Below are 23,673 nucleotides of genomic sequence, written 5' to 3'. Positions count from 1 at the left end.
TTTTTTATTCGCACAATAACACTTTTACATTTTCATAAAGACGCATAGTCCCAAGTATATTGTCTTTATATTCTCTTTCTGTTATGTTTAATTCTTCAATAATTTCATCTTGAGTGTATCCATCGCATATGAGATCGACCGCCTTTTGTTGCTTATAAGATAAATTGCTCTTATACATTTCAATTTTATCTGTTGTGGGGTGAAGTCTATTTATAATTTCCCCTTCTAAATTAAATCCAGAAGAAATGCCTTCTTCCAACGTGTAATCTTCATCTGGATCAACTTTCATATGTATGGATATATCTGGAATAACTATAGGATTTCCGTCCTTATCTCTCATAATTTTTCCTTTACTATCTATTACAAGATTACATCTTTTAAACCTTATACAATCTCTTTTCCACGTTTCTTTTCTTCTTACAAGGTTTCCATAGAAATATGTACTAAATTTACAATTTTTCGACTCATCATATGTATCCATACTCTTCAGAAGAATATCGACAGCTTTATCATAATAATCATCCCAATACATTTTCGGGATATTTGTTTTGGAAATGATTTTGTCGCATATTTTACGAATTTTTTTCATATCATTTCCGATATAGTCTTCGAGAATTTTATTCTTGTCCATCTTTATGACCTCTCATACAAAATATTTAGATATCTAATTTTTATATTCGCTTTTATGAATACAACATACACCACATCTGAATATTTGTCAATAAATATATTCACATATCTGAATATTCCTCCATTGACATATGAATATATAATGTTATAATCTAAATATTAGGAGGTGTAATATGTTTTCATACAAACCTTTGCTGAAGCTGCTTATTGATAACGACTTAAGCAAAACTCAATTTCGTTTAGAAACCGGAATAAGTATGGCTACATTAGCCAAGATTGGTAAAGATGAATATATTTCTATGTCCACTCTTGACACCATTTGCAAATATTTCGATTGTAAAATTGAGGATGTAGTCAAATTTATCAATGATGATAAGTAGTTTCATACAACCTGATTCTATTATTACTATGAATCAGGTTGTAATTCATCAAAGAAATCATCGTCTTCAATGATTCTTATCTCAAATCTTCTAGTACCAAGACGATTAAAAGTCTTTTCAATATTCTTAATCCCAATCGTACATTTTGTATTGTCCAGGACAGATTGAATAATTACCAACTCATCTTTAATCTGTCTTCGTTTTTCAAGAATTTCTTTTTCCAACTTATATAATTTGTATCCATCACAACCTGACTTCCATTTTTCTAATTCAATCTGATGCATACAGTTTGACAATTCACGATCAACATTTGCCAATTTTTTATGTAATACTGCTCTTCTTCTCGTAGCGTCTTCCACAAATTCGCTACACTGTCTTGATTTTTCGATCCACTGTACAACCTCGTCGCACGGTATGTACGAATCTTTTCTTATGTATTTCTTCTCTTCTGATTGCACATTATCTGTTTTTGTTTTGTTCTGAGGAACTTCCTGTTCAGATTGTGGAACAGGTTTTACTTTAAAACGAAAGTTCTTCAATACTTTTGGAAGATTCTTTAGAATATTATCCGCCTTGTCCTTTTCAAATACTTGAGCGTTGCGTTTAGAACAAGTTACAGGAGAACCATCAGAACTTAACCTAATGTACAATTTGTCGTTCGTCACGACATAATTCATTTCAACCACCCTTTCTTTTTTACTTTTCATTGCGTTATTCACTGTTTATTTCACTCCTATTTAAAAAATTGCATCAGAAATAAACGTTTAGAAACTTGTCCACACGAATAAAAAGTAAATTTCAATATTCAGTTTTCCAATATTTGGAATTTTTAGCTGATACGCTTGACTACTTTGAAAAAAATATGTATTATACTAGTAGGGATAGCGCAAGCTGTTCTTAGCACTCCCATTTTTGGGAAATGCGTTTTTTGGTTTTAGAAGAGCCGGAACCGGAGGTGTTGGCGCACCTGTGATGGATTTCCGTCTCTTCTTTTTTATTATGTTTACAAAAAGTATATTAACACGAACACTTGTTCTTGTCAATAGTTGACAGAACGTTTGTTCGATTTTTTGTTCTTTTCTGTTCTTCTGTATCCGGGAAAGGATCATGAACTAATATTGTACTCATAGTTCCGATAGGTTTTATGTTCATCAAATCTAATTGTTTTTCAGAAAACACTCTTAGCTGGTTTAAAAAGTCATCACAAATTTTTGCTATTGTTTCAGATCGCTCGATAATATCCTTGCATTCCTGAAAAGTTTTTCTTTCAAAACCTACCACCTCATTATTTTCAAGGTCTTGTTCTGCAACTAAAACTTTTTTCCCTTTACAGTGCTTAACAGCTTCTTCAATGTCCATCAATACATATCTCATGCCACATCATCTCCCCACATAAAATTTGCGTCACATGCAATCTTTATTGCACGTTTATCGTCCATAGATGTTATCTTTCCAAGGTATTTTTCTATTCTTAATTCTGAAATATTTCTTATGCATTCGCACAAAACAATAGAATCTTTTACCAACCCTGTACCTCTTCCCTTTTTGATAAGAGTATGCGTAGGTTGGTTTATCTTTTTTAATTTTGTACTAAATGGTATAACGATGGTTGTTGCAGCGAAATGATTTCCTATATCATTCTGTACAATAATTGCTGGTCTTTTCCCGCCTTGTTCACTTCCTATAGTGTTATCTCCAAAGTCAACCATTACAATATCAAATTTTTCAAATTTAATTTTCATAATTACGCATCCTCCTTTCTCCTAATCTATGTACTTCTCTCTTTCGATATCATAAGTATATACTCTTTACAGTATATTGTCAAGAGTATATTCAATAAAATATATTTATTTTTTAAAGAATATATGCTAAACTATATACTGTAAACAATATATAACGAACAGGTGGTGAATACATGCGCTTAGATATTAAAGATCTGGTAGATAAAAAATTTCAGAATAAAAATCAATTTGCAAAAGCGATCGGGGTCGGGTATCCTGCGGCATGTAAACTTTACGATGGAGATACAAGCAAAATAAATTTTGACACACTAGAAAGAATATGTATCGCACTAGAATGTACTCCAACTGATTTATTCAAATCTGAGGATCCAGCGTTAAATAGACTTCTTTTATATTATTGCAAGTTACATGAATCCAATGAAAAAGACGATACAGAATAAGTATCGTCTTACATATATTTATTACATCTTTATTATTTCTTTAGCTTTTCTAGCTGCTATATCCCAGTTTACTTCTATCCCGGAACCAATGCTATACCATGTATCTTGGCTTTCACTGTACTGCAACACATTCCAACACCATAAGTTTGACTTTTCTTTGTGCGGTTCTAAAACTACTTTTCTCATAACATTTACACCTCCCAGATGAAAGTTAAATTCTATTTATATTTATATGTTGATAATTTCGACATCCTCCTTTGGAACGGTATGCCAATCGTCATAGAAGTAAATATATAATAAATCTGGATTAGGATGTACTCTATACGCAACATATTTATTTACTTCTAAAATCCCAAATCTTTTAAGTAAACATTTCTTTACCATACAAAATCACCAACCTTTTTATATTTTTAAATAATTTTTATCTAACATTCTTCCATATATGGATTATCTTTTAACCTATAATCACATCCTTTTGCTAACAAAAATTGTTCCCATTTCAATTTATCTTCGCTTGTTAAAGAAAAATCCACTTCCAAACCACAATCATAAACTGTTGGCATCTTTAAAGTGATTATATCCTCTATCTCAAATTCTCCACCTTCGCCATCATCCCAACCACCAGTTGTCATTTCTACTGTGATTTTATTCCATTCTTTGTCTCTTTCAATGTTTACAATCTTAGTAGGATTGAACATTTCAGTAAGAATAAATTTAATTTCTTCATCTGTTAAACTAAGAAATTCTCTGTATTGTAACATATAATTACACCTCACGGATTTTAATCTTTTGAATAATATGGTTTATTTATAACATAAGAACCACATGGAACATATGTATTTTTGCAAACTTTACATACATTAACAGAGCATTTACCGTTTTCGTCCATATAAGCACACTCATGACTAACTACTTCTTGTACAGCTCTTATAATATCTTTATCTTCTTCTTTTTCTCCCAAAGAATACCAATCAATGCCGGAAATAGATTTTTTATCCAATTTCCATTCATTACCAATAAGTTCTACTGTCGCAGTATAAAAACCACAACCACAATCATTGTCTTCATACTGTTCATTATCATAAAATCCAAACAATATAATTCTCTTTATGCTTGTATTCGGATATTTTAATACATCGTTGATATAATACCATTTACCATTCACTTTAAATCCTGAACCATTAACCGATAACAATATATTACCTCCTCATTTGATATAAAACTTAGAATCTATCTAGAAAAATCTATTAAACTTCCACGATCTTTAATAGGTTCTCCATTAGCTGCTAAAACAGGCTCTATGCTATCTGCTAAATCAAGCCAACTGACGCTTACATGTTTCTGTTCTACATATCCATCTTCTTCCTCAAATTCAACATCACACTCATCATCAGATTCCCACGCATAACCAATAAATTTCCCATACTGTTTTAAATTTCTATGATAAACTCTATCTCCTGTTTTAAATTTCTTTTCCATAATATCACATCATATCATCTATTAAAACGCCTAATCTATCATATGCTTTAAAATATCTATGTGCAATTTCATTAAACATATCAGACTGACATATTGCAATAGCAGCCTTTTCTCCAACTTCTGTTTCATATTCTATTGCTAACTCAGAAAATAGTTCCTTTTTCTCTTCTCGTTTGCATTGCACTCTTTTATAACTTTCATAGCATTCCTTCAATTTATCGTTAGGAATGCCAATAAATAAATTTCTTCTCATAAAACGCTCCAATCTGACCAACTTTAGTCATTTAATTTGTCCCAATATTTATCAGAAGTTATGTCTTCATCAATCAATAACATATTTCCATTGTTATCAAAATGATTACACATTAATATATCATTTAATATATGAAGCACACTAATTTCCCAATTTTTCCCGTTATCAAATTTATCAAGTTCTAATTTATGTGCGTATTGTTCAAATACTTCTTTTATATCTTTATCGGACATTTGTGACAATTGATTTCCAATATGTTTATTTGTAGTATCCAATTATAACACCTCTCAATCCAAATAAAACCTATATTTCTTCAGCATATTCACATTGATTTAATATTTCTTTCTTATCAAAATCAATATCTTCTGCGGTGTCGCAACAGATTGTTTCAACTTGACTATCTATACCGTCCATATCTATTGCGCATTTTCGTAATATTCGAAAATACTATTACCATTTAACCATAATTATTATCAACATTTCTTATATAAGATCACCAGCATATTTGTCCTGAATTATATTTTCTAATTATTTCCTTAAATTTCTGTTGATGTTCTTCAAAATATTTTCTTTGTTCTTCTATTTTTAAATTACCATAACCCAATTTAGATTTGCAATGGTTATATCCATTCAATATTTCCTCCGCACTACGTTCTTCAAATTCAGACCATCGAACATCATTTGTATAACTGTCAGACTCTACATAATCATTATATAAATCAATTTCCAATTCAGAAACAGCTTCTACAATAGCCTCCTTATCTGACATAAATTTAAATTTTTCTGGATTATTCTTTATATAGTCTTTTATTCTTTGTTCGTCTTCATCAGAAATGGTACAAGTACACACATTCACACAATCAACTTCTATTTTAAACATATATTTCTCCTTGTATATCCTAGATTGTATATTACTCAAACATCTTTTTCGGAAGTATTTTATCACAGTTTATGCACCTTCGCCTTTTACTACAAAATTCTGTAACATCCTCAGTGGCTCCACATGGCTCATTATTGTAATTAAAAAACAAATCTCTAATTACTCTTTCTGTTACATAGTATCCCTTTTCTGAACCACAAAACGGGCATATTTTTTGTTCCTTCATAATTCCCCTCGCTTGAAATCAATCATTTATTCTCTTCAAAATTCCATACCGTTTCTTGAACATCCCAACATATTCTGGAAAATATTCAAACCAATCATAATTCACTTCTTTGATTTGATTCAATCCAATTTTTCTTACAGCTTCTAATGCAGCGTCTTTCTGGTTGATTCTTTTCCCAAAGCAAGTCTGGCAATTAGAACCTTCTATTGTTTCATACGAGTTAAATGTCTTATTGAAATCCATCAATGGATGAAGAGATACTGGTTTATTATTCACATTATTTACCAGAACTCCCCAGTTTCCCCAGTGACGATCAGTGTTTCCCACAAGGTAATCAATAATGTTCATCATGTAGTAATCATGCTTATCAAGTGCTAAAATATATTTTCGGATATTTCGGTCATGATTTTGCGAATACACTTCAAATGCTTCCATAGACACAATGGAAAAGTCCTTTGATGTGATATTTTCACTTATAGTTACCGGTTCTTCAGCAAATACACTTCTGTTGTATATGACCTGCTTTACATCAAAACACTGACAAATTTTACTTGATAGAAGTTCCTTCTCAACAACTTCTATTCCTCCGTCTTTCAACAGAGAAAATCCTTTTTCTGTCCGTTTCCAGGCTTTTGGGAAAACACCATTTGTAGACAAATCTTTTGCCAGATCTTCATTATTGACTGTATATTGTTTTCCACGTAGGGCAATATCAATAAATATGTTTTCCAAGTGGTTGTCATACAAATTCACTTCAGAAAATGTTATCTTTTCACCTTTATTTCTTACCCAGAAAACATCTGTCAATGATGTACACCTATATGATAACGCCACTTTTGCTCTATCCTTGTCCGTTACAGCCTGATTCATTCCTATACTGTTCAAAATTTCTTTAGCGTATTTTCTATCCAATGTGAGAACTCTTGTTGCACACCAATAATTGAAATTTGTAATATTATTAACAAGAGTATCAACATCTTCTTCTTCTTCAAGATATAGGTTATACGGCATAAAACTTTTGTAATACACCTTACATCTTCCAGAAGAATCAATTCTTGCAACTCTTCTATCTTTATGCATAATTTCAAAAATATCGCTGTTCATATTATACATTCCTTTTCAAAATTTCCGTTACCTGCTGCGTAGTAATTCCATATATTTTTGCAACTTTTTTCTTGTCTTTGTATTTTTCATATTCTTCTATAATGTCATTCTCTGTCCAGTTCTGGTGAACTACCCACGAGCTAAAGCTCGGTGGGCTTCCTGCTTCTACGACTTCGTAACCTACTATCTCCACAGGCATAAATTCCGGCAGTTCCTTCCGTACTAAAATATATCTAAGCTACACTTAGCAATCTCAAACCTTCATTAAGAATATTAATTGCAGCATTAATATCTCTGTCATGAATTGTCCCACATTCTGGACATGTCCATTCTCTAACAGATAAATCTTTTGTATTTATATTAATATATCCGCATACATTACAAGGCTGGCTTGACTTTGTAAATCTTCCAATTTTAATATACTGCCGATTATTCCAATCAGATTTATACTGTAATTGTCGTGTTAATTCGTACCACCCACAATCTTGAATTGCTTTCGAAAGATGATGATTCTTAACCATATTACTTACTGCCAAATCCTCAGTTACTATTACTTGGTTTTCGCTAATTAGTTTATGAGAGACTTTATGTAAGTTGTCAATTCTGGTATTATGAATTTTCTCGTGGATTCTTGCTACTTTAATTCTTTGCTTATTCCAATTCTTACTTCCTTTTATTTTATGGGATAATTTTCTCTGTTCTTTTGCTAATCTATTTTCATATTTTTTAGTAGTACGAATATTATCAAATTTTTCTCCATCAGAAGTGATAAGTAAATCTTTAATTCCTAAATCAATACCAATCATACATCCAGTAGATTCCAATGGAGTATGTCCTGTTTCCACAAGAATAGATACAAAATATTTTCCACTTGGAACTTGTGAAATCGTAGCAGATTTAATTCTTCCTTCAAAATTACGATGTATTTTTGCTTTTATCCATTTCAATTTTGGAAGTTTAATTTTGTTATTATCAAAAGAAACTTCTATATTCTTTCCTGTAATATTGGTTGTATATGATTTCTTATGATTTTTCTTGCTCTTAAACTTCGGATATCCAGCATGTTCCTTGTAAAATTTCTGATATGCAAAATCCATGTTATATATCGCATTTGTTAGTGCAAACTTATCTACTTCTTTTAGCCATTCATATTTTTTCTTAAGAATTTGATTAACATAATTATTACAAGATGTTTTATTCATGCTTTCTTTTTCAGTTTCATATTTATCTTTTCTATAAGAAAGAGTTTGGTTATATACAAAACGACAACAACCAAATGTTTTTTGTATTTGTTCTTCCTGTTCTTTATTAGGATACAATCTGTATTTATACGCTTTTAACATTTACCTATCACCACCTTTCATTTGTATTATTCTCTTTTTATAAAGGCTCTTTACCCATCAGCTAAAGCTAATGGGATTGCGAGCCTCATTAATTCAACCGGCTCATTCATAAAGTTTTCCATCATGGTTTCTCCAATTTTCCAATTTTCCAAAATACTCTCTACGGAATCATACGGACAAAACAACTTCCCGCTTCTCAACATAATTACATCAACCTTTTTCTTATCTCTGTAGATTTTCGTAAGTTCTGTGCTTATCTCATATGTTTGTCCTGTGCGAAACCCCATACTTCCGTCTCTACCAATATATTTCCTCTCAATATCGTACCTCCATTACATATTATTTTAACACATATTACAAATCAAGTACAGCATCTGCTATAGTAGATTCATCCATGTGTACATAATATCTTGCTGCTGTTTCCAAATTCTTGTGCCTTAATTGTCTTTGAACAAGAACAATATCTTTTGTTTCTTCATACAATTTACTTCCAACCCAATGTCTTAACATATGTGGGTAAATTTCGCCTTCCGAATATAAATTAAAAAATCCTGTAATTGCGCCTTTACTTAATCTGTTATTTTCATTTGATAAAAACAATGCGTTATCTTTAATTTCTCTCTCTGTTACGAAAAAAGTTCTAATTTTCAAATACTCCTCAATATTCATTCTAGCCTGTTCAGACATATAAACTTTGTCATATTCTTGTATATTTCCCTTTCCAAGAATCATCATATACGGTCTTTTTTCTTCGTGTAGATGTAAATCGGAAATATCCATATTTATTAGTTCTTCTGAACGAATACCACTTCCCTTTATAAGTTGAACGATGGCAATATTTCTAATAATATTAAATTCATTTTTATTTCCATCTGTGATATTTACTAAGAATTTTTCCACTTGCTCATCTGTAGGGATTTCTACTTCTTTATATCTTTTTTCAGATTTATATAGATTGCCAGGTATATGTGAAATCACATTATCATCGACATATTTATTTTGTCGTAAATAATTCCAAAAAGCACTGAATACATTCTTCTTTGTATTGATAGAATCCAGTGAATTTGTTCTTCCTAAAATTCCATTTTTTAATTCGTTAAGATATTTAATAAGATTATTACTAGTAATAATCTGTATATCTGTTTCATTGATTTCTGCTATGCTTTGTTTATTTATATATTTATTATTGATCATCCAATTAAGCATATCTCTAATATATATCCAATTAACTCTCTTTGTAGCTGCTGATTTATATCTATCAAAAAAATCTGATATAAAATCAGGAATATCTTTTAATTCTTTTGCAAGTTTTTGTTCTATTTTTCTTTGTTTTTCAATTTTATAACACATATAATATCCTCCTAAAATCCCAACGCTTCTGCAATATCTATTTTCTTTTGTAAATATTCTAATGCAGACAATCGTTCTGCAAATTCTTTTGATTCTTTTCCATGAAAATAACTAATCTCCCACAATTCTCCATCATCTGTTCTATAATATTTCTGTTCTTGTGGCTTATTATTCCGAGTAAGGTATTCATATACATTTCGACAATACAATTTTTCATATTCTCCTAATAGAATATCTTCTCTTTTAATCTCCTTCACATTTAATACCTTCTTTCTTTAAAATCGTGTTCCATGTAATAAACCTTCGGCTTTCATTTCTGTAGCGAATTCAAAATCAACGTTGCAAATGTTGTAACTGTTATACATGGAGTTCTCCATATTCTTTATTCCCCTTTTTACACTTTTACTTTGTTCTTTGAACAAATATTCCATGTTATCTCTTTTCTTTCCCATAATATTCCTCCTGTTTTGCAATAAAAAAAACAATCAGATATTCCTGATTGCTCTAATTGATATTCTTTTCTTATATATACTATAAAAGTCACCAGAATTAACTGATGACTTATAACTATACATAATTACTTTCTTTTATTGATCTTTCTCCACTCATACTCCCAGCGTTCATCTTCTGACATATTTTTTGTTTTTTGATTTTCTGCAAATGCAAACAACGCTCCTACAATCATAACAACTGTTCCAAAAATAATCCCACCCATAATATCATCCTCCAAATATTTTTTTACTTTAAACTATCGCTGAGATTTTCCAAAAACGCACATAGCATCAATAAAAATATTCCTCCAATTAACGTTCCCATTTTATCCCTCCTTCACTCTCCATTATATATACTCACACACTTATGTGCAACTCCACTTCTTGTTCTCCCTAATTCTTTTGCAATGTCTTTGTAATGCCAACATCAATTCTTCTGCGTTGTCAAAAGTAATAACAGTTCCGTTTCCAATACCTGTGTAAATTTCCTTTGATGCATCATAATCTTCTAAATGTTTTACATCATATCCTTCTAACCAAGGTCTTTCTTCTTCCTCTGTTAAGTCAATCATTTCTTTTGTAGGCACTTGCAACTCAATCATTACACAGTTTCCATTTTCATCATCATAGAATAATCTAGCTGCTTGTTCATAATTCACACCAGTTTCTTCATTTTTCATATCCTCAACAAACTGTTCAAAACTTTTTCCGTCATTAATTCCTTCAAAATTCCATTCAAATCTATACATAATATCTACCATCATTTCTTTAAAATACGAGTTTCAACTCCAACCTAAGAATGTTTCCCATCCATTATCTTCGATATCTTTTGCCGTCTTAAATTCTCCGCTTCGTAATCCAAATTTATCTCCGAATGACACCGCCGGCATGAATGCATTTTTATTTATAGCAATGGTTACTTGTGTTCCATGTGGTAAATTGTAAATATCATAAAGTTTAATTTGTTTTCCAATCATATTCACATATTCTCCTTTACACAATCAACTCAACCATATAGTTTTCAAACTCTTCTATCATTTCAAAAGCTGCTCTGAAACAAATCGCACCTAAAACGTCATCGCATTCCTTTGTATCTGCATCTATTCCAAAAATAAAACACCATGAAGTAAACAACGCTCTCAACTGTTCTCTTCTTTTTAAATCTCCCCATTCTGTGTCCATTGCAAAATCAATTATGTAATTTAAAAATTCTTCTTTACTCATAAGATCTGTTTCTCCACTCTTTAATTTTGTCACTATTTGTATTTCCAACAATCATAGAATAAATCATATTCCAATCTGAATTTCCAAAAGCCATCGGCATATCATTTCACACTATGTATGTATTGAATATTTCTGCTTGTTTTTGTGGTAATACTCCACCCTTTATTTTATCCATACAACTATTCCTATTTTTGACAATTCTACTTAGACAGAAATTATCAATATGACCATATTGGCATAAATCTCTTGCAATCATAAGTTCGCTATAAAGTTTGTGATACAAGTCATCTTTCCTTCCTTCCGTTTGGTAGAAAGTATTACAGATTTTTACTAATTCATCTGCTGATAAACTTATTGTTACTTCTCTATCCTTTTTAGAAATATTTTGTATATCCATTTTTTATTCTCCTTTCTTATCTTGAAATTCCGATTTTATTCTTCTATAATCAATTTCTTTCCGCATATCGGACAAAATTTTACTTTATACATATCAATTCCAAAATCATATCCACAACATGTAGCCACTCCATCAATCAAGTATGACTCATTTATTTCTTCTACTTCACACCATGAATCCGTACAATTATATGGTAACTCCCTACGTCCTTTCATAATATCATCTTTTACAATTTCTTCCGCTTCTTCTTTACTATTTGCTTCTACTTCATATGTTTTGCCATATGTTTCATAATAATCTACAATATATTTTGCCATAATCATTTTCTCCTACAATCCCATCAAATCTTTTACAACACTTACACCATAACTTTCCTCAAACCAATCACAGATTGACGTTCTATGCCATCCTGCTGCGAATCCATTCCACTCTTCCTCAATACATTCTGTATTAGGGTTCATCGGAACATTGCCAAAATCTAACCATAAATCCTTAATATATTGTGCGCGTCTATACTCATAACTATCATTCATACCACGATCAACAATACATGCTAAATCATCATCTGTGATCAAGAATTTCCGTTCTGTGCAATAGTCCATTATCGCATTGTATTCCTTGTCACAAAATTCTGTATCATCTTTAATTTGATCAATTTTCAGTTCTTTTAGATATTCTCTTAATGACATACTATTTTCCCTCTTTCCAATGTTCCATATCTTCATTTTTCAATGCGATCATTTCCAACATTTGCAGCGTACTGAAACATTCATTTTGTTTTAAAATTTCCAGTTCTTCTGTGATACACTTTACTTCTTCATCTTTGTATTCTAAAGAGTCCGCATAATCCATATCTAAAGACAGATTATATAATATTTTCGCAATTTTCTGTAAATCCATAATATACCATCCTTCCTCTTATGAAAGCATTCTTTCGTTCTGTTAAATAAATTCAATTTCCCATATAGCATTTTCACGAAAATACTGTTTGCAAAGTCCGTTTTCAAATTTCCAGTCGGATGCTTTCCCATATTGTTGATCAGCACATTATAATATGCCATTTTCAGAAAAATAAATAGTGCAGAAATAATACGGGGATCTTCCATCCCCGAACCCCTGGAATCCTTGTTATAACAGTAATAGAAAAAATTATTACCGTTATAACAAGGCTAAAAATGGGATATTTTAATTTTCCGAATTCTGCAAATTATGGCATCAAATAAAATGCGTTGTAACACCATATTTAATCCAACTTCCTTTCCCATTGTTGGCTAATGTAATTTTGCTATCTGGTTTTTCATCTTCGATACTGTAAAACCCGTTTGTCTGTACTACATTCGGCTTTCTAATCTGCCCCTCACATTCTGATCTGATATAGTGTTTTCTAATAATAAATTTACGTCCCTCTTTGATTACTCTTTTTAACTGTGCTAAATTTTTAATTTCCATGTTTATTTCCTCCCAATAACTAATCCCTGTTACAATAATCTAAAAAAGCGCCTATTGTTTCTTCTGCTTCGCACCTAGTCAAATATCTTCGCTTTTTACTTTTCTTTCTATGTAATGGTAATCCACACATCTTGCGTTCATTATTTCTTAATAACATTTTGTCCGTTTTTTGTTTCTTCCTGGTATTTATGTTCATACTCATTTCACCTCTTAAAATCGTGCTTTCACTCTACAAAATATTCCTTCGTACTCTATTGACTTCTTCATCGTCTTGAAAAAATGTCAATCCTGCATTTTCAATACTGATTGCATTTACTTGATTTATTCCATACTCTTTTAAATCTTGTTCACTAATTTTCATATAGAGAATTCCGTTGCTGCAAAAACAATCTTTATCTTTTAAATCTCTAAATGTTACTGATTTTTTATTAGATTCATATACAATCACTTTTTTCATATTTCTCATCCTTTTGAAAATATTTTTATCTGTTTTATATATCTTCCTCTTCTTTAAAACCATTGTCTTTTAAGTATTTTATGTAATCTACAATATCTGACTTTCTTTTAACTTCTATATCCTCCGCTTTATAATACCCATAAAAAGGATTGACAAACTGCTTATAAACTTTATTTTCCATATCAATAATAAGATTATAGTTATTTGCCGTTCCTCCTGTTTTCCTCCAATTATTATCAATCCAAAATAAATGAATTTCCATGCGATTCTCCTCTATAAACTGTTGTAAATCCATGTCAAACACTCTTCAAAAGAGTCGCTTGCATATACTTCTTTAGCTTCGCTATCTTCACTTCCACAAATATATACTTCGTATCCGTTTAATCCGTTTGTGATAAAATATTCATCATCAATAATCCATTCTCCCATTTCTAATTTAATTCTCATACAGTTTTCTCCGTTTGAAATTATCTTTTCATAGGTATCAATTCATCTTTATCAGCCACAAATTGATTAGCATTTTTTCTGTCGTTACAGTTTGGAAAATCATCAACAGACACTTTTACTCTATCCATTGTTTCTAGCCCAATAACAGTAACAATTTTCCCGCAATGAGGATGTTCTACTTCAACCTGCTTCGTTGCTCTATTCATAGGATGCCATATAAATTTCATTCCTTCTTTGTATTCCAAACCATCTTTCATGTACTCTTTGCCTTGCCACTTATCAAAAGGAGTCCAATCATTTACTACAAAACCACATCCATAAAAAGAACCTTCTGATACAAGATAATAATTTCCAGCTTTGCATACTCCAAAATCTTTCTTACAATAAATAACTTCACTTCCATCAATGAAAAAATATTTTTTTAAATCCTGATATCCATAATCTTTTCTTTTATTACTAAATCTATAGGAATTACATTCCCAATTTTTAAATCTTTCCATCATTATTTCCTCCCGATAAAATCATTATTTGTTTCCATAACATACGGAACAGCAAAAAGCTGTTCCTGACTGTTCCAAAGTTCTACGTTATTCAACTGATACACAGATTGAAGAGTCTAAAGAGCAAAACGGACGAACCCCACAAACGCCCCAAAAGCAACCGCCGCAGCCCACGTCACCACCACCGTGAACAACCTGAACACAGGAAGCCGAGCATCCTTCATTTGTACTGTCTGGTGTATCTAACCAAAACGGTTTTTCATTTTCTGTCCTAAACATACCATTCTTTCTGGCTTTTCTGTAATCATCAAAAGTTCCTAAATGTACTTTACAATTACATGTTCCGTAAGTGTCCAACCCATCCATAGAAAGTAAATCAACTGTATCTAATAATACATTTTCTTTTCCAAATCCTTTGTAGATATCAGACAGAATTTTCCCATTTTCATCATTCAGTACATTCTTGATTTCAGAAGTTCTAAAGTCATTTGACCCATTGTCAAATTTATAAGTTCCGTCAATAAGCTCTTTTTTCCAAACTTTGGTTCTATTGTTCTCAATATCCTGTTCCACCACATACCATTCATTTCCAATGTCGTCTACAATCACGTTTCCAACCTTGCATTCATATAACTGTTTCTCTTGCCTCATTCCTAAAGACTTCCTTAGTTCTTCTGTTAATTCGATCACCAGGTTATTTCCTTCTACTTTTACATTTGTCTTATTTACTTCGATATTCATAATATTTTCCTCTACTTTCTTTCTAATAATTCTTACTTACAAAATGGTTTCCAGTACACGGTCAGCGCCACACCTAATACAGTAATATATACTTTTGCATCCGTTTCTGTCATAAACAACGCGATAAGAAGCAAAATCAATCCAGAGAACTTTTGAAAGTTCAGTCTGCGCTTCCACCGTTTAAACTTCTGGCTCGTAGCAGCTATAACATATCCTTCTAACCATTCTTTATTATGTTTCTTCCATTCTTTTTCCGTCATAACTGTTTCAATCACATTCATTTCTTATTTCCTCCATTCCTCATATACTTGTTCACTACGTTGTTATACTCCCATTTTTCCACCACTGATACACTGCCTTTTGTTCTTACAGTGCAATACTTCTTTCCGCAAATTGTAAATTCGCTCAAAATCTCCATTGTATTATTCTCCTTTTGTTGTTGTGTTTATTTGTTGTATTTTTTATTTCCCTGAAATCATTCTGCAAGCTGTGACACTCACAGAACGTAATATGTAAGTTTTTCTTATGCAGTCTTTGCTACTGCTTTTCTTGATGTTCTTTTTCGTGTTGTCTTAGACTCAATTCCCGGAATATCAATATTCCTTTCGATCACACCGGAAAGGAAATCAAATAATGAATCTTGCCACTTCTCTGATAAATTATCATTAAAATATTTACTTCCTTTACAGTTATTCAACAGAACCCTTTCCATGTCTGTCTCTCTTCCTGCATAATAAGAATATAATTTTCTAAATACTCTTAATACTTTCGCGCTAAATGCCTTTCCTTCTCTATAACTTTTCCCACCGTTCCATTGTAGTTTTACGATAAGTTGTAAAATTCTGTCTAATAAATCCGGACAAACTCTCGACATCTTTGCACCGTCAGAGACAGAAGTTAAAATACCAATAGGATTTTTTACTGGGTTCCTGTCTCCCTTAACAGCAATGTGGTTTCTGTCACAGATAGATTTTAATGTAACATATTCTTCTTTTTTAGCTACAAGCGCCGCACTGTAGATATCGACAGGAGTCATGGTTTTTCGATCGTCTTGCTGTGACAAGAATAAGTCAACCGCTTCTGCTTCTGTAATTCCGATCAATACTTCAACCTGAATCAATTTCATGTTTCCAAAATAAGCGCCAATGATTCTGTGCATACCGTCAACAACATAAAATTTATCATTCTTGCACATAATCTTAGGCAAATCCCACTTATAAGAGCTAAATTCAGATCCGATTTTCTTTGCAATAGATACCCTTAATTCTCTTTGCCAATCTGGAACATGAATAAGCAATGGATTAATGCTGATAATTGCCTTTTCTCTTCCATCATGTTTCGATCTTGCTTCTTCCATCTTGTCAGATACGATCATTCTTTCTCCAACTTCAATGATATTGTTTAGCATTCTTGCTTCATTCATCATTGTTTCCACTTCCATAGGTTCAAGTTTTCCGTTTCTACTCATTTTTCTAATCTCCTTTAATATGTAAAGTTTTCTATAATAAAAAGCACCTGTATAATTACAAGTGCTTTCTATACGTATACATCTATGTTGCATTGTCGTTCTTCATTTTCGATATGAACATCTATCCATGTTCTACCGCGTCTGTATGAACTGCTTCCCAAAATATCCAGTGTTACGAGAGGATTCTCACGAATCTGCTCACACTCTTCATTCGTTAGTATATTCTTATCCAAGGCTTCCAATTCCTCAAACGTATAATCTGCTAAAGATTTTCCTACTGTTATCATAATCATGACCCCTTTCCTTTTGCTTCGTTCCACTTCTTTCAACCGAGATCAGCTCAATCTGGCGTTTCCTCTGTGTGATATTAATTAACTGTATCTGATGTTTGTTATAAAAATTTTCCATCATGTCTCTTCCTATTCCATTCTTTCCGCTTTCGTATTTGTTGTATATGGCTCTTTGCTGATTATCCAATCACCTACAGATAGATATACTTTTTCATCATCTTTCCAGGTTTCCCAACCTTTTATATCATTTACATTGATATATCCGCTATCCGGTGTAACGTCTGTTTCGATATAATAGCCAGTTCCGTCCGAAAAATTTAACTCAAACCCCTCTGTTCCAATAGTAACGCTTTCGATTTCTTCTGTGTCAATATATGTTTCCGGCATTTCTGCGACTGTTTCCTGAGCTTGTTTCGGTGTGTTTTCAACCGAGTTTCTTCCTATTATAAATGTGGTAAAAGAAATAATTGCAACAGCACCGATATATAATTTTTTCCGCTTCATCATTCAAACCTCTTTCTATAAATCCCTTACGTTTCCGACTACTTCCCAATCTGTTAAAGCATATGTTGTATTTAGCTTTTCCAGTGGTAAACGCTCAATGTTTCCATTTCCTGTATTGTATATGTATCTGTTTGTCTTTGTGTCTACGATTGATTCATTTACTACTCGTTTTAAAAACTGTTTTGTCATGGTTTGTTTCCTCCATTATCTACACAAGATCAATCCGCTTTTTAACATATCCGAAAACCATTCTTGGAAGTCGTGATACTCTGTTTTGTCGATAATGTCTCGATAAACTTCTTTTAGCTGATTTTCTGAAAATGTTTTTTCCATAGCGTCTGGAAGTGATTCTCGATTATCTTCTGAAAAGTAATATCTGTTTTCAGCTTCTTTATAATTTTCAACAAATTCTTTCAGTTCATCCAGTGTGTCAAAACGTTTATAAAAATCTGTTTCAATCCATTTACCATTTTTATTGATATATTTTATAGCTGTCCATTTATGTTTACAACAGTCGCAATATATAGCAGAAAATGCAATGTTTTCATTTAATGTTTTAAAAGTATACATTTTTACTACCTCTCTTTCTTAATATCCAAAAGCTAACCAGTAACCAACCATTCCGACTGTAAAGACAACCGGTATTAACAGAGTCGTGATCTCGTTAATTCTGTTTTTCAGATTTCTTTTCTTTCTTCTCATTTTGATTACCTCTCATTCTTATCTGATTGTTTATTCTCTGTTACAATAAAATTACTTGTCAGAGTCATGAACTCATGTCGGGCTGGCTGACCGTATACCGATAACAAGTAAATTGTATAATTTCAAACTAACTTTTCACTTATGTTCTCATTTTTATTCAAATACATTTCTTTTGTCTTACATCTACCTGTTGGTAATCTTTCTAGTTATGACCAGTCTTTGCATTATTAGAACTTTAATTCAAACTAGAGGTCAAAAGGTTTTTTGATTTCTACAATAATGTTTTTGTATAATCTGTTTTAAAAAGGAGATATACAAGCTCCTTAATGTCAGCACAACTATGAGGCATTGCTGATCTTGAGCCTTTCGGAAGTGTTAGCCGTTCCGATGCTTTTGCAATTCCTAGTTATTTTTGTGTGTACTCCTTGCCACCGTCACACGTCTTTCACATTGTTTTTTCTTCCTGGAAAATCTTAATGCGGAAGTATTGCACTTGATAGGACTTATTCTTGTCGTGCCTATACAAGGTTTTGTTTTTTGTTATTCCGTCCTATAATTGAAAAGAACTTGCCTACTTGACAAGTTCTGATTTACAAGTTACAATAATTTATAAGTTGTCGTGTATATATTCTTTCGCTTCTTGTTCCGTTGGACACTTTACAAGTTGCTTATTATCAGAATTGTACACGACTGTTTCATTGTCGTATGTTATATAGTACATACGTTTTCACCTCCTTTCTTTTGGAAGTGAAAAATTATTTTTTAATTTGTTTATTTCTAAAGTCATTATGACTTTCTGCGGATGTATCACTTTCTTTCCATTATGTGATGTTTAAGCCGTTCCGCAGTACGCTGTTCCTTTGCTGGATTCTCTCAGCGGGGAGTATATAAACTGCACAATCAAACAATAATAAATTTTATTCCTGTCTGTATCTACAATATATACCCTTATCAACTACCCCAGCCACCTCTTTCTGGCAGGCAACCTTGAAACTAATCATATCTAAAATACTTTTGTTTAACCTATATTCTTTACTCGTAGTTACTCCCTACCCTCTTAGCTCATGTCCTCGCTGTTCCGAAAATATCTATTGCAGAATATTTCAGAAAACAGTTACCCGAATTACTCTCAGGAGTCTTGCTTTCAATCTTATAAAATAATTTTTAAAAGGAATTTTTCACAAGAATTTGTGAAACACGACTTGAAAAGTGAATACTAAAATGTTAGAATATATATAATCACTTTGCAAGAAGTGTGTTTTGTTGAGCAGTTGTTTTGGTTGGTAGCCTTGTGACAACTGCTCTTTTGTTTTCCTTTTGTGATTATATAATATCATATGTTTTTATGTTTGTCAATCGTTTTTTGATTATTTTATTAATCTTTTTCGATTATTATTTTTGCTTTATATCCTAATGGGTTTATGATGTCGTTTGTTTCGTCTAAAGATAAATTTTTTTTATTTATTTTTCGATTCAAATTTTGATTTACAATACCCATTTTTTCAGCAAGCACTATTTTTTTTATGCCTGACTCTTTAATTAAATTATTGATTTTATTGGATAACTCAGCATTATTATTTATATCCACTATATCACCTCCTGTTAGGCTATATTATACAATATACTATGATAAAAAACAAATGTTCTGAATGGTATATTTTGTCAATTTATGTTACCATAAAAGAAAAAGGATTTTATATCATGGGCAATTATAGAATACAGACACAAGATTTTTATTTCGGCGCTTGTATGTTTTCTTTTTTTAAACATAATTCTGATACAACACCTTCTATAATAGAAAGTACCGATGAAATTCAGGTTATCAAAATGACAACTAATACAAGCGAAGACTTTTATATTATAATGAAATACACGAAAAACTGTCAAAATAGGAAAACCATTTATAAAAGTTGGACTTTCCCAATCACAGACAAAGACAGAGAAATGATAAAAAAATATCATGATATTTGTGAAAATATATATTTCTTTTTTGTCTGTGGTGAATCGTCAATTTCAGGCAAACCTAAAAAATTAGAAAACGGCGATTTTTATGTTGAAGAAATAAAATCCGGTGAAATTGCTATATATCGCTATTGCGACTACTTAAAAGTAAAAAATAAAACAAATATAACAATAAACATATATAAAAGCCGAGAACATTATTTTAGTTTACACACTGAAAAATCTCGTGACAACATTATAAAATCAAAACGTAATAACATCGAAAAGAAAATCTCAGACATTGTTATTATATGATCTAACATTTCACTATTCACTTTTCAAAGTGCAAATTCCTTTTGTAGTTGGGTATCGCTCAGCCAGAATTGACTTTGCTTTTCAGATATGCTACACTTTAGATGCTTAAATTATTATGTATCGTGCAGTAAATCTGTACACCCTATAACAAAAACTTAGTAACCCGTGTAGACTTATTGACTCTGCTTTACGGTGTGCATCATGGACTTATTGACTCTGCCGTGATTGCGTTGCTTTGTTTTGATGTACTTATGGTATCATAGGTTAAGCTATATTTCAAGTAGATTAATCTATATTTTTTATATTTAGTAATGTACCACAATTTGATATTGTTTTATAGGTTAATCTATTATATAAAATAAACAAGAAAGTTGGTGTTTTATGGCATATAATGCAGAAGCTCAAAAAAAATACAGAGAGAAAACAATAAATTTTTTAGTAAAATACTACCCTACGGATATCGAGTATGGACAAAAGTTAAAAGAGTATCTGGCACATACCGGACAGAGTGCAAACAGTTATTTAAAAGAGCTTATAAAGGCAGATCTGGACAGTAAAGGGATATAGGTATTTATAGGTATTATGGCTATACTTTACTTTTAAAACGCATATAATAGGAAGTAATACGTTTTATTGTTGCACCTTTAAATAACTGCCAATATATGATATAATACCTATATAGTAATAAAGTAAAGGATTGTATACATCATGTTTAAATACAAGATAGATATATTAAAATCATTGTCAGATCGTGGATATAATGCAACAAAAATACGTAAAGATAAGATATTAAGTCAAGCTACCATGCAAAACATACGGCAAGGTAAAGGTATTACTACAGATACAATCAATACGATCTGTCTTATTTTAAGATGTCAACCGTCGGATATAATCGAGATTATACCGACGGAAGAGGAAAAGATAAAATACTTCTGACACTAATTTTAGTGCTTGACTTTGCACTGTTTTTAGTGTTATTATAATTATAGTCAGTAATGACAACAATATTGAGAAAGGATGATTGTATTTGATTGATATCGAAGTTTTGAAAAGGTTAAATGTGCCTAATAAGATAGTTTTAACAAGACATGCGAAAGAAAGACTAATAGAAAGAAATATTACTATCACGGACATTATAAATGGTATTGAGACAGGAGAAGTCATAAAACAGTATGAAGATGACAAACCTTTGCCCAGTTGTTTGATACTAGGATTTTCGGTAAATAATAAATATATTCATATTGTGGTTAGTCACGATTGTGATTACATTTATTTGATAACAGCATACTATCCTAATACAGATCAGTGGGAAAGTGATTTTAAGACCAGAAAGGTGTGATATTATATGTTATGTATTGAATGCGGCGCAGTCGCTGAAAAGGGATATACAACAGACGTTACGGATTTAGGAAACTGTCTTGTTATTATCAGAAATGTACCATGTTATAAATGTACAGAATGCAATGAGATTATTTATACCGGTGACGTTGTACAGGAAATAGAAAAGATTGTTAATATGGCTAAACAATGTTTACAAGAGGTGTCAATTATCGATTATAACAATTATAAACAAGTAGCATAAGTATGATAGCGGTGCTGATATGGCGTCGCTATTTTTTGTATGTTATCGTGTCAGTGTGTATGTTAGTGTATATTAACTTGTGTTATGACTGTATAGTTATAGTATGTTATATGATACACATGTAATACTTGTGTAATAATAGTGAGTATAGTTGTGTGTTTGTGTGGACTGCATCACGTTGTTGTGTAGGATGTTTAGGTAAACTAAACTAGGAATTATTACTTTTATTAGTGTAGTATTGTTTTGTGTATTGTTTTGATGTATATTTATACACAAATTATTGCATAGTTATACACATGATGTGGATAAGTTTGATTTTAAAAAATGGTATAAAAGTGGTGATGTTGTACTCATTTGTAGGTTATTTTGGATTGCAAGTGGGAAATATGTGTTGGTTTTTGTTTAATTTTGTGTGTCTGGTGGGAAATTTTGTTTTAAGGTAAGTTTTAAGGCAAAAAGTTATCCACATATTATTTTGAGTTATCCACATTATGTTGATAACTTTTTTATTATTAAAAATTTTCACCAAAAATCCGAACTTGTCCAGAAATCCATGAATTTGAGTCTAAAATCCCACCTGATGCAATGTTTCATTGCTACGTAAAAGACACACACAAAAATCAACAGATTGTCCATAAAATCTCTATATACCGCCCCCTGTTTTCAGATCTTTACAATCAAAACTTTTGCACTTTTCATCAATGTGCCAAAAGTCCCTAAAGCAACATAATAGTGTAGTATTATGCCACTCCATAATAGGGGCGGTATTAAACATTTTTGACGTATGTTATGCATCAAATATAGCAGGTATGGGTTCTATCCACACCTCACTACCAAAATTTCGACCTCCGATTTCCACACCAAAATTTTCATCTTCCACTTCAAAAAAACTCAAAAATTACCAAAAAATACTTCGGGAACTCTCTCGACCAACAAAGCATAAACACTGCATTTCTACCATTCTAAACAGTCCAAAAATAACCAAAATCCACCACAATATCCATTCAAACCCCAAACAAACTCTTACCGTTACTGCATTTTCCCGAACTTAACTTATATTCCAAAAAATTACATATAAAACACACTATCAAAATCCAGAAAACCACGTCACCTTACCCCTAAGTGTACCCACATAAATACTGGCATCCCCCGGTATAAAAACATCACACAAAATTACCTCTCTACCGAAGTACCTTATTTTCAAAATTACTGACACAAAAAATAAGCAGCCAATTCCTAAGATAAGTCCTTAAGAACCAACTGCTATTATTTATAATCACCCTATAATCATCCAATACCGTGAACTACCCACGAGCTAAAGCTAATGGGATTGCGAGC

General features: G+C 31.6%; 48 protein-coding genes. 7 read left to right on the top strand and 41 right to left on the bottom strand.

Translation table 11 applies throughout. The features are described 5' to 3' along the window. Nucleotides 1-4 precede the first annotated feature (4 nt). Complete coding sequence (locus tag FXV78_RS15045) at nt 5-631, bottom strand: hypothetical protein (RefSeq protein WP_004840011.1); 627 nt, start codon at nt 629-631, stop codon at nt 5-7. Nucleotides 632-803: 172 nt separating this feature from the next. On the opposite strand from FXV78_RS15045, the gene FXV78_RS15040 reads away from it, so the two are divergent. After that, entirely contained in the window at nt 804-1,010 is a 207-nt protein-coding gene (locus FXV78_RS15040) for a helix-turn-helix domain-containing protein (protein WP_004840012.1), read from the top strand. Between the two features lie 26 nt (nt 1,011-1,036). Here the strand turns inward: FXV78_RS15040 and FXV78_RS15035 are convergent, their stop codons facing one another. The 3 genes from FXV78_RS15035 to FXV78_RS15025 all read right to left on the bottom strand — a co-directional run bounded on the left by FXV78_RS15035 (nt 1,037) and on the right by FXV78_RS15025 (nt 2,752). After that, complete coding sequence (locus tag FXV78_RS15035) at nt 1,037-1,729, bottom strand: hypothetical protein (RefSeq protein ID WP_009245533.1); 693 nt, start codon at nt 1,727-1,729, stop codon at nt 1,037-1,039. 298 nt (nt 1,730-2,027) lie between these two features. Next, on the bottom strand, nt 2,028-2,384 hold the full coding sequence (locus FXV78_RS15030) for a hypothetical protein (protein ID WP_004840015.1): 357 nt from the start codon (nt 2,382-2,384) through the stop codon (nt 2,028-2,030). Beyond that, nucleotides 2,381-2,752, bottom strand: coding sequence for a type II toxin-antitoxin system PemK/MazF family toxin (locus tag FXV78_RS15025; RefSeq protein WP_004840016.1), 372 nt, complete (start codon nt 2,750-2,752; stop codon nt 2,381-2,383). The genes FXV78_RS15030 and FXV78_RS15025 overlap by 4 nt, the downstream gene beginning before the upstream one ends. A 173-nt stretch (nt 2,753-2,925) precedes the next feature. On the opposite strand from FXV78_RS15025, the gene FXV78_RS15020 reads away from it, so the two are divergent. Next, nucleotides 2,926-3,192, top strand: coding sequence for a helix-turn-helix domain-containing protein (locus FXV78_RS15020; protein ID WP_004840017.1), 267 nt, complete (start codon nt 2,926-2,928; stop codon nt 3,190-3,192). Between the two features lie 21 nt (nt 3,193-3,213). Here the strand turns inward: FXV78_RS15020 and FXV78_RS18005 are convergent, their stop codons facing one another. The 37 genes from FXV78_RS18005 to FXV78_RS14860 form a co-directional block, all read right to left on the bottom strand. Beyond that, a complete protein-coding gene (locus FXV78_RS18005; RefSeq protein WP_004840018.1) occupies nt 3,214-3,378 on the bottom strand; it encodes a hypothetical protein in 165 nt (54 codons plus the stop codon). 239 nt (nt 3,379-3,617) lie between these two features. Then, the gene (locus tag FXV78_RS15015) at nt 3,618-3,953 is read right to left on the bottom strand and encodes a hypothetical protein (RefSeq protein ID WP_004840019.1); all 336 of its coding nucleotides are present in this window, start codon (nt 3,951-3,953) and stop codon (nt 3,618-3,620) included. 20 nt (nt 3,954-3,973) lie between these two features. Next, complete coding sequence (locus FXV78_RS15010) at nt 3,974-4,387, bottom strand: hypothetical protein (protein WP_009245536.1); 414 nt, start codon at nt 4,385-4,387, stop codon at nt 3,974-3,976. Between the two features lie 35 nt (nt 4,388-4,422). Continuing rightward, nucleotides 4,423-4,671: a hypothetical protein gene (locus FXV78_RS15005; RefSeq protein ID WP_004840021.1), complete on the bottom strand. Its 249-nt coding sequence runs from the start codon at nt 4,669-4,671 to the stop codon at nt 4,423-4,425. Nucleotides 4,672-4,675: 4 nt separating this feature from the next. Next, entirely contained in the window at nt 4,676-4,924 is a 249-nt protein-coding gene (locus tag FXV78_RS15000; RefSeq protein WP_004840022.1) for a hypothetical protein, read from the bottom strand. Between the two features lie 23 nt (nt 4,925-4,947). Beyond that, entirely contained in the window at nt 4,948-5,199 is a 252-nt protein-coding gene (locus tag FXV78_RS14995) for a hypothetical protein (RefSeq protein ID WP_009245537.1), read from the bottom strand. A gap of 218 nt (nt 5,200-5,417) precedes the next feature. Beyond that, nucleotides 5,418-5,804 carry a hypothetical protein gene (locus FXV78_RS14990; protein ID WP_004840025.1) on the bottom strand — a complete coding sequence of 129 codons (387 nt, stop codon included), beginning with the start codon at nt 5,802-5,804 and terminating at the stop codon, nt 5,418-5,420. Between the two features lie 31 nt (nt 5,805-5,835). Continuing rightward, nucleotides 5,836-6,030: a hypothetical protein gene (locus FXV78_RS14985; RefSeq protein ID WP_004840026.1), complete on the bottom strand. Its 195-nt coding sequence runs from the start codon at nt 6,028-6,030 to the stop codon at nt 5,836-5,838. An 18-nt stretch (nt 6,031-6,048) separates the two neighbouring features. Next, entirely contained in the window at nt 6,049-7,134 is a 1,086-nt protein-coding gene (locus FXV78_RS14980) for a hypothetical protein (protein ID WP_039959067.1), read from the bottom strand. Nucleotide 7,135: 1 nt separating this feature from the next. Beyond that, nucleotides 7,136-7,333, bottom strand: coding sequence for a hypothetical protein (locus FXV78_RS14975; RefSeq protein WP_004840028.1), 198 nt, complete (start codon nt 7,331-7,333; stop codon nt 7,136-7,138). Nucleotides 7,334-7,367: 34 nt separating this feature from the next. After that, entirely contained in the window at nt 7,368-8,477 is a 1,110-nt protein-coding gene (gene tnpB / locus FXV78_RS14970) for an IS200/IS605 family element RNA-guided endonuclease TnpB (RefSeq protein ID WP_004840029.1), read from the bottom strand. Nucleotides 8,478-8,527: 50 nt separating this feature from the next. Beyond that, on the bottom strand, nt 8,528-8,764 hold the full coding sequence (locus FXV78_RS14965; protein WP_004840030.1) for a hypothetical protein: 237 nt from the start codon (nt 8,762-8,764) through the stop codon (nt 8,528-8,530). A gap of 67 nt (nt 8,765-8,831) precedes the next feature. After that, nucleotides 8,832-9,827, bottom strand: coding sequence for a tyrosine-type recombinase/integrase (locus FXV78_RS14960; RefSeq protein WP_004840031.1), 996 nt, complete (start codon nt 9,825-9,827; stop codon nt 8,832-8,834). Between the two features lie 11 nt (nt 9,828-9,838). Further along, complete coding sequence (locus tag FXV78_RS14955) at nt 9,839-10,084, bottom strand: hypothetical protein (protein ID WP_004840032.1); 246 nt, start codon at nt 10,082-10,084, stop codon at nt 9,839-9,841. An 18-nt stretch (nt 10,085-10,102) separates the two neighbouring features. Further along, nucleotides 10,103-10,279, bottom strand: coding sequence for a hypothetical protein (locus FXV78_RS18000; protein ID WP_004840033.1), 177 nt, complete (start codon nt 10,277-10,279; stop codon nt 10,103-10,105). A gap of 125 nt (nt 10,280-10,404) precedes the next feature. Further along, nucleotides 10,405-10,542, bottom strand: coding sequence for a hypothetical protein (locus FXV78_RS17995; RefSeq protein ID WP_004840034.1), 138 nt, complete (start codon nt 10,540-10,542; stop codon nt 10,405-10,407). 141 nt (nt 10,543-10,683) lie between these two features. After that, on the bottom strand, nt 10,684-11,067 hold the full coding sequence (locus tag FXV78_RS14950; RefSeq protein WP_233447383.1) for a hypothetical protein: 384 nt from the start codon (nt 11,065-11,067) through the stop codon (nt 10,684-10,686). Between the two features lie 33 nt (nt 11,068-11,100). Then, nucleotides 11,101-11,295 (bottom strand): hypothetical protein, encoded by a 195-nt coding sequence (locus FXV78_RS14945; protein WP_004840036.1) that lies wholly within the window; start codon nt 11,293-11,295, stop codon nt 11,101-11,103. A gap of 16 nt (nt 11,296-11,311) precedes the next feature. Further along, entirely contained in the window at nt 11,312-11,542 is a 231-nt protein-coding gene (locus tag FXV78_RS14940; protein WP_009245549.1) for a hypothetical protein, read from the bottom strand. A 106-nt stretch (nt 11,543-11,648) separates the two neighbouring features. After that, complete coding sequence (locus FXV78_RS14935) at nt 11,649-11,939, bottom strand: hypothetical protein (RefSeq protein ID WP_004840039.1); 291 nt, start codon at nt 11,937-11,939, stop codon at nt 11,649-11,651. 35 nt (nt 11,940-11,974) lie between these two features. Next, nucleotides 11,975-12,256: a hypothetical protein gene (locus FXV78_RS14930; protein WP_105084781.1), complete on the bottom strand. Its 282-nt coding sequence runs from the start codon at nt 12,254-12,256 to the stop codon at nt 11,975-11,977. A gap of 12 nt (nt 12,257-12,268) precedes the next feature. Then, entirely contained in the window at nt 12,269-12,628 is a 360-nt protein-coding gene (locus tag FXV78_RS14925; protein WP_004840041.1) for a hypothetical protein, read from the bottom strand. A gap of 1 nt (nt 12,629) precedes the next feature. After that, nucleotides 12,630-12,839: a hypothetical protein gene (locus tag FXV78_RS14920; RefSeq protein WP_039959074.1), complete on the bottom strand. Its 210-nt coding sequence runs from the start codon at nt 12,837-12,839 to the stop codon at nt 12,630-12,632. Between the two features lie 315 nt (nt 12,840-13,154). Continuing rightward, nucleotides 13,155-13,388: a hypothetical protein gene (locus tag FXV78_RS14910; RefSeq protein ID WP_004840044.1), complete on the bottom strand. Its 234-nt coding sequence runs from the start codon at nt 13,386-13,388 to the stop codon at nt 13,155-13,157. Between the two features lie 229 nt (nt 13,389-13,617). Continuing rightward, nucleotides 13,618-13,845, bottom strand: coding sequence for a hypothetical protein (locus FXV78_RS14905; RefSeq protein WP_039959077.1), 228 nt, complete (start codon nt 13,843-13,845; stop codon nt 13,618-13,620). A 34-nt stretch (nt 13,846-13,879) separates the two neighbouring features. Beyond that, nucleotides 13,880-14,107 carry a hypothetical protein gene (locus tag FXV78_RS14900; protein WP_105084780.1) on the bottom strand — a complete coding sequence of 76 codons (228 nt, stop codon included), beginning with the start codon at nt 14,105-14,107 and terminating at the stop codon, nt 13,880-13,882. A gap of 11 nt (nt 14,108-14,118) precedes the next feature. Next, a complete protein-coding gene (locus tag FXV78_RS17990; protein WP_004840047.1) occupies nt 14,119-14,292 on the bottom strand; it encodes a hypothetical protein in 174 nt (57 codons plus the stop codon). Nucleotides 14,293-14,312: 20 nt separating this feature from the next. Further along, entirely contained in the window at nt 14,313-14,792 is a 480-nt protein-coding gene (locus FXV78_RS14895) for a hypothetical protein (protein ID WP_039959079.1), read from the bottom strand. 87 nt (nt 14,793-14,879) lie between these two features. Then, a complete protein-coding gene (locus FXV78_RS14890; protein WP_004840049.1) occupies nt 14,880-15,533 on the bottom strand; it encodes a hypothetical protein in 654 nt (217 codons plus the stop codon). Between the two features lie 32 nt (nt 15,534-15,565). Further along, a complete protein-coding gene (locus FXV78_RS14885) occupies nt 15,566-15,814 on the bottom strand; it encodes a hypothetical protein (protein WP_004840050.1) in 249 nt (82 codons plus the stop codon). Beyond that, on the bottom strand, nt 15,811-15,951 hold the full coding sequence (locus tag FXV78_RS17985) for a hypothetical protein (RefSeq protein WP_004840051.1): 141 nt from the start codon (nt 15,949-15,951) through the stop codon (nt 15,811-15,813). Before FXV78_RS17985 ends, FXV78_RS14885 begins: the two co-directional genes overlap by 4 nt. Nucleotides 15,952-16,056: 105 nt before the next feature. Then, nucleotides 16,057-17,001 (bottom strand): DUF6551 family protein, encoded by a 945-nt coding sequence (locus tag FXV78_RS14880; RefSeq protein ID WP_004840052.1) that lies wholly within the window; start codon nt 16,999-17,001, stop codon nt 16,057-16,059. Between the two features lie 68 nt (nt 17,002-17,069). Continuing rightward, nucleotides 17,070-17,294, bottom strand: a complete 225-nt coding sequence (locus FXV78_RS14875; RefSeq protein WP_009245563.1) for a hypothetical protein — start codon at nt 17,292-17,294, stop codon at nt 17,070-17,072. 126 nt (nt 17,295-17,420) lie between these two features. Then, entirely contained in the window at nt 17,421-17,798 is a 378-nt protein-coding gene (locus FXV78_RS14870; RefSeq protein WP_004840054.1) for a hypothetical protein, read from the bottom strand. 12 nt (nt 17,799-17,810) lie between these two features. Further along, the gene (locus tag FXV78_RS17980) at nt 17,811-17,984 is read right to left on the bottom strand and encodes a hypothetical protein (RefSeq protein WP_004840055.1); all 174 of its coding nucleotides are present in this window, start codon (nt 17,982-17,984) and stop codon (nt 17,811-17,813) included. A gap of 15 nt (nt 17,985-17,999) precedes the next feature. Then, entirely contained in the window at nt 18,000-18,365 is a 366-nt protein-coding gene (locus tag FXV78_RS14865; protein ID WP_004840056.1) for a hypothetical protein, read from the bottom strand. 1,507 nt (nt 18,366-19,872) lie between these two features. Continuing rightward, nucleotides 19,873-20,085, bottom strand: coding sequence for a hypothetical protein (locus tag FXV78_RS14860; RefSeq protein WP_004840059.1), 213 nt, complete (start codon nt 20,083-20,085; stop codon nt 19,873-19,875). Nucleotides 20,086-20,198: 113 nt separating this feature from the next. Here FXV78_RS14860 and FXV78_RS14855 point away from each other — a divergent pair, with 113 nt between their 5' ends. From FXV78_RS14855 to FXV78_RS14835, 5 genes are all read left to right on the top strand, one after another. Beyond that, nucleotides 20,199-20,753, top strand: coding sequence for a hypothetical protein (locus FXV78_RS14855; RefSeq protein ID WP_009245574.1), 555 nt, complete (start codon nt 20,199-20,201; stop codon nt 20,751-20,753). A 381-nt stretch (nt 20,754-21,134) separates the two neighbouring features. Beyond that, nucleotides 21,135-21,320 (top strand): hypothetical protein, encoded by a 186-nt coding sequence (locus tag FXV78_RS14850; RefSeq protein ID WP_004840061.1) that lies wholly within the window; start codon nt 21,135-21,137, stop codon nt 21,318-21,320. A 141-nt stretch (nt 21,321-21,461) separates the two neighbouring features. Beyond that, a complete protein-coding gene (locus tag FXV78_RS18895; RefSeq protein WP_004840062.1) occupies nt 21,462-21,689 on the top strand; it encodes a helix-turn-helix domain-containing protein in 228 nt (75 codons plus the stop codon). A 91-nt stretch (nt 21,690-21,780) separates the two neighbouring features. Then, nucleotides 21,781-22,092 (top strand): DUF4258 domain-containing protein, encoded by a 312-nt coding sequence (locus tag FXV78_RS14840; RefSeq protein WP_004840063.1) that lies wholly within the window; start codon nt 21,781-21,783, stop codon nt 22,090-22,092. A gap of 6 nt (nt 22,093-22,098) precedes the next feature. Then, on the top strand, nt 22,099-22,335 hold the full coding sequence (locus tag FXV78_RS14835) for a YgiT-type zinc finger protein (RefSeq protein WP_004840064.1): 237 nt from the start codon (nt 22,099-22,101) through the stop codon (nt 22,333-22,335). The last annotated feature ends 1,338 nt before the right edge of the window (nt 22,336-23,673 follow it).

The organism is Mediterraneibacter gnavus ATCC 29149 (assembly GCF_008121495.1).
Taxonomy (GTDB): domain Bacteria; phylum Bacillota; class Clostridia; order Lachnospirales; family Lachnospiraceae; genus Mediterraneibacter; species Mediterraneibacter gnavus.
The sequence above is the reverse complement of the archived record's forward strand: the minus strand, read 5'-3'. Positions and strand labels throughout refer to the sequence as shown.

Excerpts from the sequence above, each read along its gene's own strand:
- FXV78_RS15045 (WP_004840011.1), bottom strand. The coding sequence starts at position 631 with ATGGACAAGAATAAAATTCTCGAAGACTATATCGGAAATGATATGAAA.
- FXV78_RS15040 (WP_004840012.1), top strand. The coding sequence starts at position 804 with ATGTTTTCATACAAACCTTTGCTGAAGCTGCTTATTGATAACGACTTA.
- FXV78_RS15030 (WP_004840015.1), bottom strand. The coding sequence starts at position 2,384 with ATGAGATATGTATTGATGGACATTGAAGAAGCTGTTAAGCACTGTAAA.
- FXV78_RS15025 (WP_004840016.1), bottom strand. The coding sequence starts at position 2,752 with ATGAAAATTAAATTTGAAAAATTTGATATTGTAATGGTTGACTTTGGA.
- FXV78_RS15020 (WP_004840017.1), top strand. The coding sequence starts at position 2,926 with ATGCGCTTAGATATTAAAGATCTGGTAGATAAAAAATTTCAGAATAAA.
- FXV78_RS18005 (WP_004840018.1), bottom strand. The coding sequence starts at position 3,378 with ATGAGAAAAGTAGTTTTAGAACCGCACAAAGAAAAGTCAAACTTATGG.
- FXV78_RS15015 (WP_004840019.1), bottom strand. The coding sequence starts at position 3,953 with ATGTTACAATACAGAGAATTTCTTAGTTTAACAGATGAAGAAATTAAA.
- FXV78_RS15005 (WP_004840021.1), bottom strand. The coding sequence starts at position 4,671 with ATGGAAAAGAAATTTAAAACAGGAGATAGAGTTTATCATAGAAATTTA.
- FXV78_RS15000 (WP_004840022.1), bottom strand. The coding sequence starts at position 4,924 with ATGAGAAGAAATTTATTTATTGGCATTCCTAACGATAAATTGAAGGAA.
- FXV78_RS14990 (WP_004840025.1), bottom strand. The coding sequence starts at position 5,804 with ATGTTTAAAATAGAAGTTGATTGTGTGAATGTGTGTACTTGTACCATT.
- FXV78_RS14985 (WP_004840026.1), bottom strand. The coding sequence starts at position 6,030 with ATGAAGGAACAAAAAATATGCCCGTTTTGTGGTTCAGAAAAGGGATAC.
- FXV78_RS14980 (WP_039959067.1), bottom strand. The coding sequence starts at position 7,134 with ATGAACAGCGATATTTTTGAAATTATGCATAAAGATAGAAGAGTTGCA.
- FXV78_RS14975 (WP_004840028.1), bottom strand. The coding sequence starts at position 7,333 with ATGCCTGTGGAGATAGTAGGTTACGAAGTCGTAGAAGCAGGAAGCCCA.
- tnpB (WP_004840029.1), bottom strand. The coding sequence starts at position 8,477 with ATGTTAAAAGCGTATAAATACAGATTGTATCCTAATAAAGAACAGGAA.
- FXV78_RS14965 (WP_004840030.1), bottom strand. The coding sequence starts at position 8,764 with ATGGGGTTTCGCACAGGACAAACATATGAGATAAGCACAGAACTTACG.
- FXV78_RS14960 (WP_004840031.1), bottom strand. The coding sequence starts at position 9,827 with ATGTGTTATAAAATTGAAAAACAAAGAAAAATAGAACAAAAACTTGCA.
- FXV78_RS18000 (WP_004840033.1), bottom strand. The coding sequence starts at position 10,279 with ATGGGAAAGAAAAGAGATAACATGGAATATTTGTTCAAAGAACAAAGT.
- FXV78_RS17995 (WP_004840034.1), bottom strand. The coding sequence starts at position 10,542 with ATGGGTGGGATTATTTTTGGAACAGTTGTTATGATTGTAGGAGCGTTG.
- FXV78_RS14950 (WP_233447383.1), bottom strand. The coding sequence starts at position 11,067 with ATGTATAGATTTGAATGGAATTTTGAAGGAATTAATGACGGAAAAAGT.
- FXV78_RS14945 (WP_004840036.1), bottom strand. The coding sequence starts at position 11,295 with ATGATTGGAAAACAAATTAAACTTTATGATATTTACAATTTACCACAT.
- FXV78_RS14940 (WP_009245549.1), bottom strand. The coding sequence starts at position 11,542 with ATGAGTAAAGAAGAATTTTTAAATTACATAATTGATTTTGCAATGGAC.
- FXV78_RS14935 (WP_004840039.1), bottom strand. The coding sequence starts at position 11,939 with ATGGATATACAAAATATTTCTAAAAAGGATAGAGAAGTAACAATAAGT.
- FXV78_RS14930 (WP_105084781.1), bottom strand. The coding sequence starts at position 12,256 with ATGGCAAAATATATTGTAGATTATTATGAAACATATGGCAAAACATAT.
- FXV78_RS14925 (WP_004840041.1), bottom strand. The coding sequence starts at position 12,628 with ATGTCATTAAGAGAATATCTAAAAGAACTGAAAATTGATCAAATTAAA.
- FXV78_RS14920 (WP_039959074.1), bottom strand. The coding sequence starts at position 12,839 with ATGGATTTACAGAAAATTGCGAAAATATTATATAATCTGTCTTTAGAT.
- FXV78_RS14910 (WP_004840044.1), bottom strand. The coding sequence starts at position 13,388 with ATGGAAATTAAAAATTTAGCACAGTTAAAAAGAGTAATCAAAGAGGGA.
- FXV78_RS14905 (WP_039959077.1), bottom strand. The coding sequence starts at position 13,845 with ATGAAAAAAGTGATTGTATATGAATCTAATAAAAAATCAGTAACATTT.
- FXV78_RS14900 (WP_105084780.1), bottom strand. The coding sequence starts at position 14,107 with ATGGAAATTCATTTATTTTGGATTGATAATAATTGGAGGAAAACAGGA.
- FXV78_RS17990 (WP_004840047.1), bottom strand. The coding sequence starts at position 14,292 with ATGAGAATTAAATTAGAAATGGGAGAATGGATTATTGATGATGAATAT.
- FXV78_RS14895 (WP_039959079.1), bottom strand. The coding sequence starts at position 14,792 with ATGGAAAGATTTAAAAATTGGGAATGTAATTCCTATAGATTTAGTAAT.
- FXV78_RS14890 (WP_004840049.1), bottom strand. The coding sequence starts at position 15,533 with ATGAATATCGAAGTAAATAAGACAAATGTAAAAGTAGAAGGAAATAAC.
- FXV78_RS14885 (WP_004840050.1), bottom strand. The coding sequence starts at position 15,814 with ATGAATGTGATTGAAACAGTTATGACGGAAAAAGAATGGAAGAAACAT.
- FXV78_RS17985 (WP_004840051.1), bottom strand. The coding sequence starts at position 15,951 with ATGGAGATTTTGAGCGAATTTACAATTTGCGGAAAGAAGTATTGCACT.
- FXV78_RS14880 (WP_004840052.1), bottom strand. The coding sequence starts at position 17,001 with ATGAGTAGAAACGGAAAACTTGAACCTATGGAAGTGGAAACAATGATG.
- FXV78_RS14875 (WP_009245563.1), bottom strand. The coding sequence starts at position 17,294 with ATGATTATGATAACAGTAGGAAAATCTTTAGCAGATTATACGTTTGAG.
- FXV78_RS14870 (WP_004840054.1), bottom strand. The coding sequence starts at position 17,798 with ATGATGAAGCGGAAAAAATTATATATCGGTGCTGTTGCAATTATTTCT.
- FXV78_RS17980 (WP_004840055.1), bottom strand. The coding sequence starts at position 17,984 with ATGACAAAACAGTTTTTAAAACGAGTAGTAAATGAATCAATCGTAGAC.
- FXV78_RS14865 (WP_004840056.1), bottom strand. The coding sequence starts at position 18,365 with ATGTATACTTTTAAAACATTAAATGAAAACATTGCATTTTCTGCTATA.
- FXV78_RS14855 (WP_009245574.1), top strand. The coding sequence starts at position 20,199 with ATGGGCAATTATAGAATACAGACACAAGATTTTTATTTCGGCGCTTGT.
- FXV78_RS14850 (WP_004840061.1), top strand. The coding sequence starts at position 21,135 with ATGGCATATAATGCAGAAGCTCAAAAAAAATACAGAGAGAAAACAATA.
- FXV78_RS18895 (WP_004840062.1), top strand. The coding sequence starts at position 21,462 with ATGTTTAAATACAAGATAGATATATTAAAATCATTGTCAGATCGTGGA.
- FXV78_RS14835 (WP_004840064.1), top strand. The coding sequence starts at position 22,099 with ATGTTATGTATTGAATGCGGCGCAGTCGCTGAAAAGGGATATACAACA.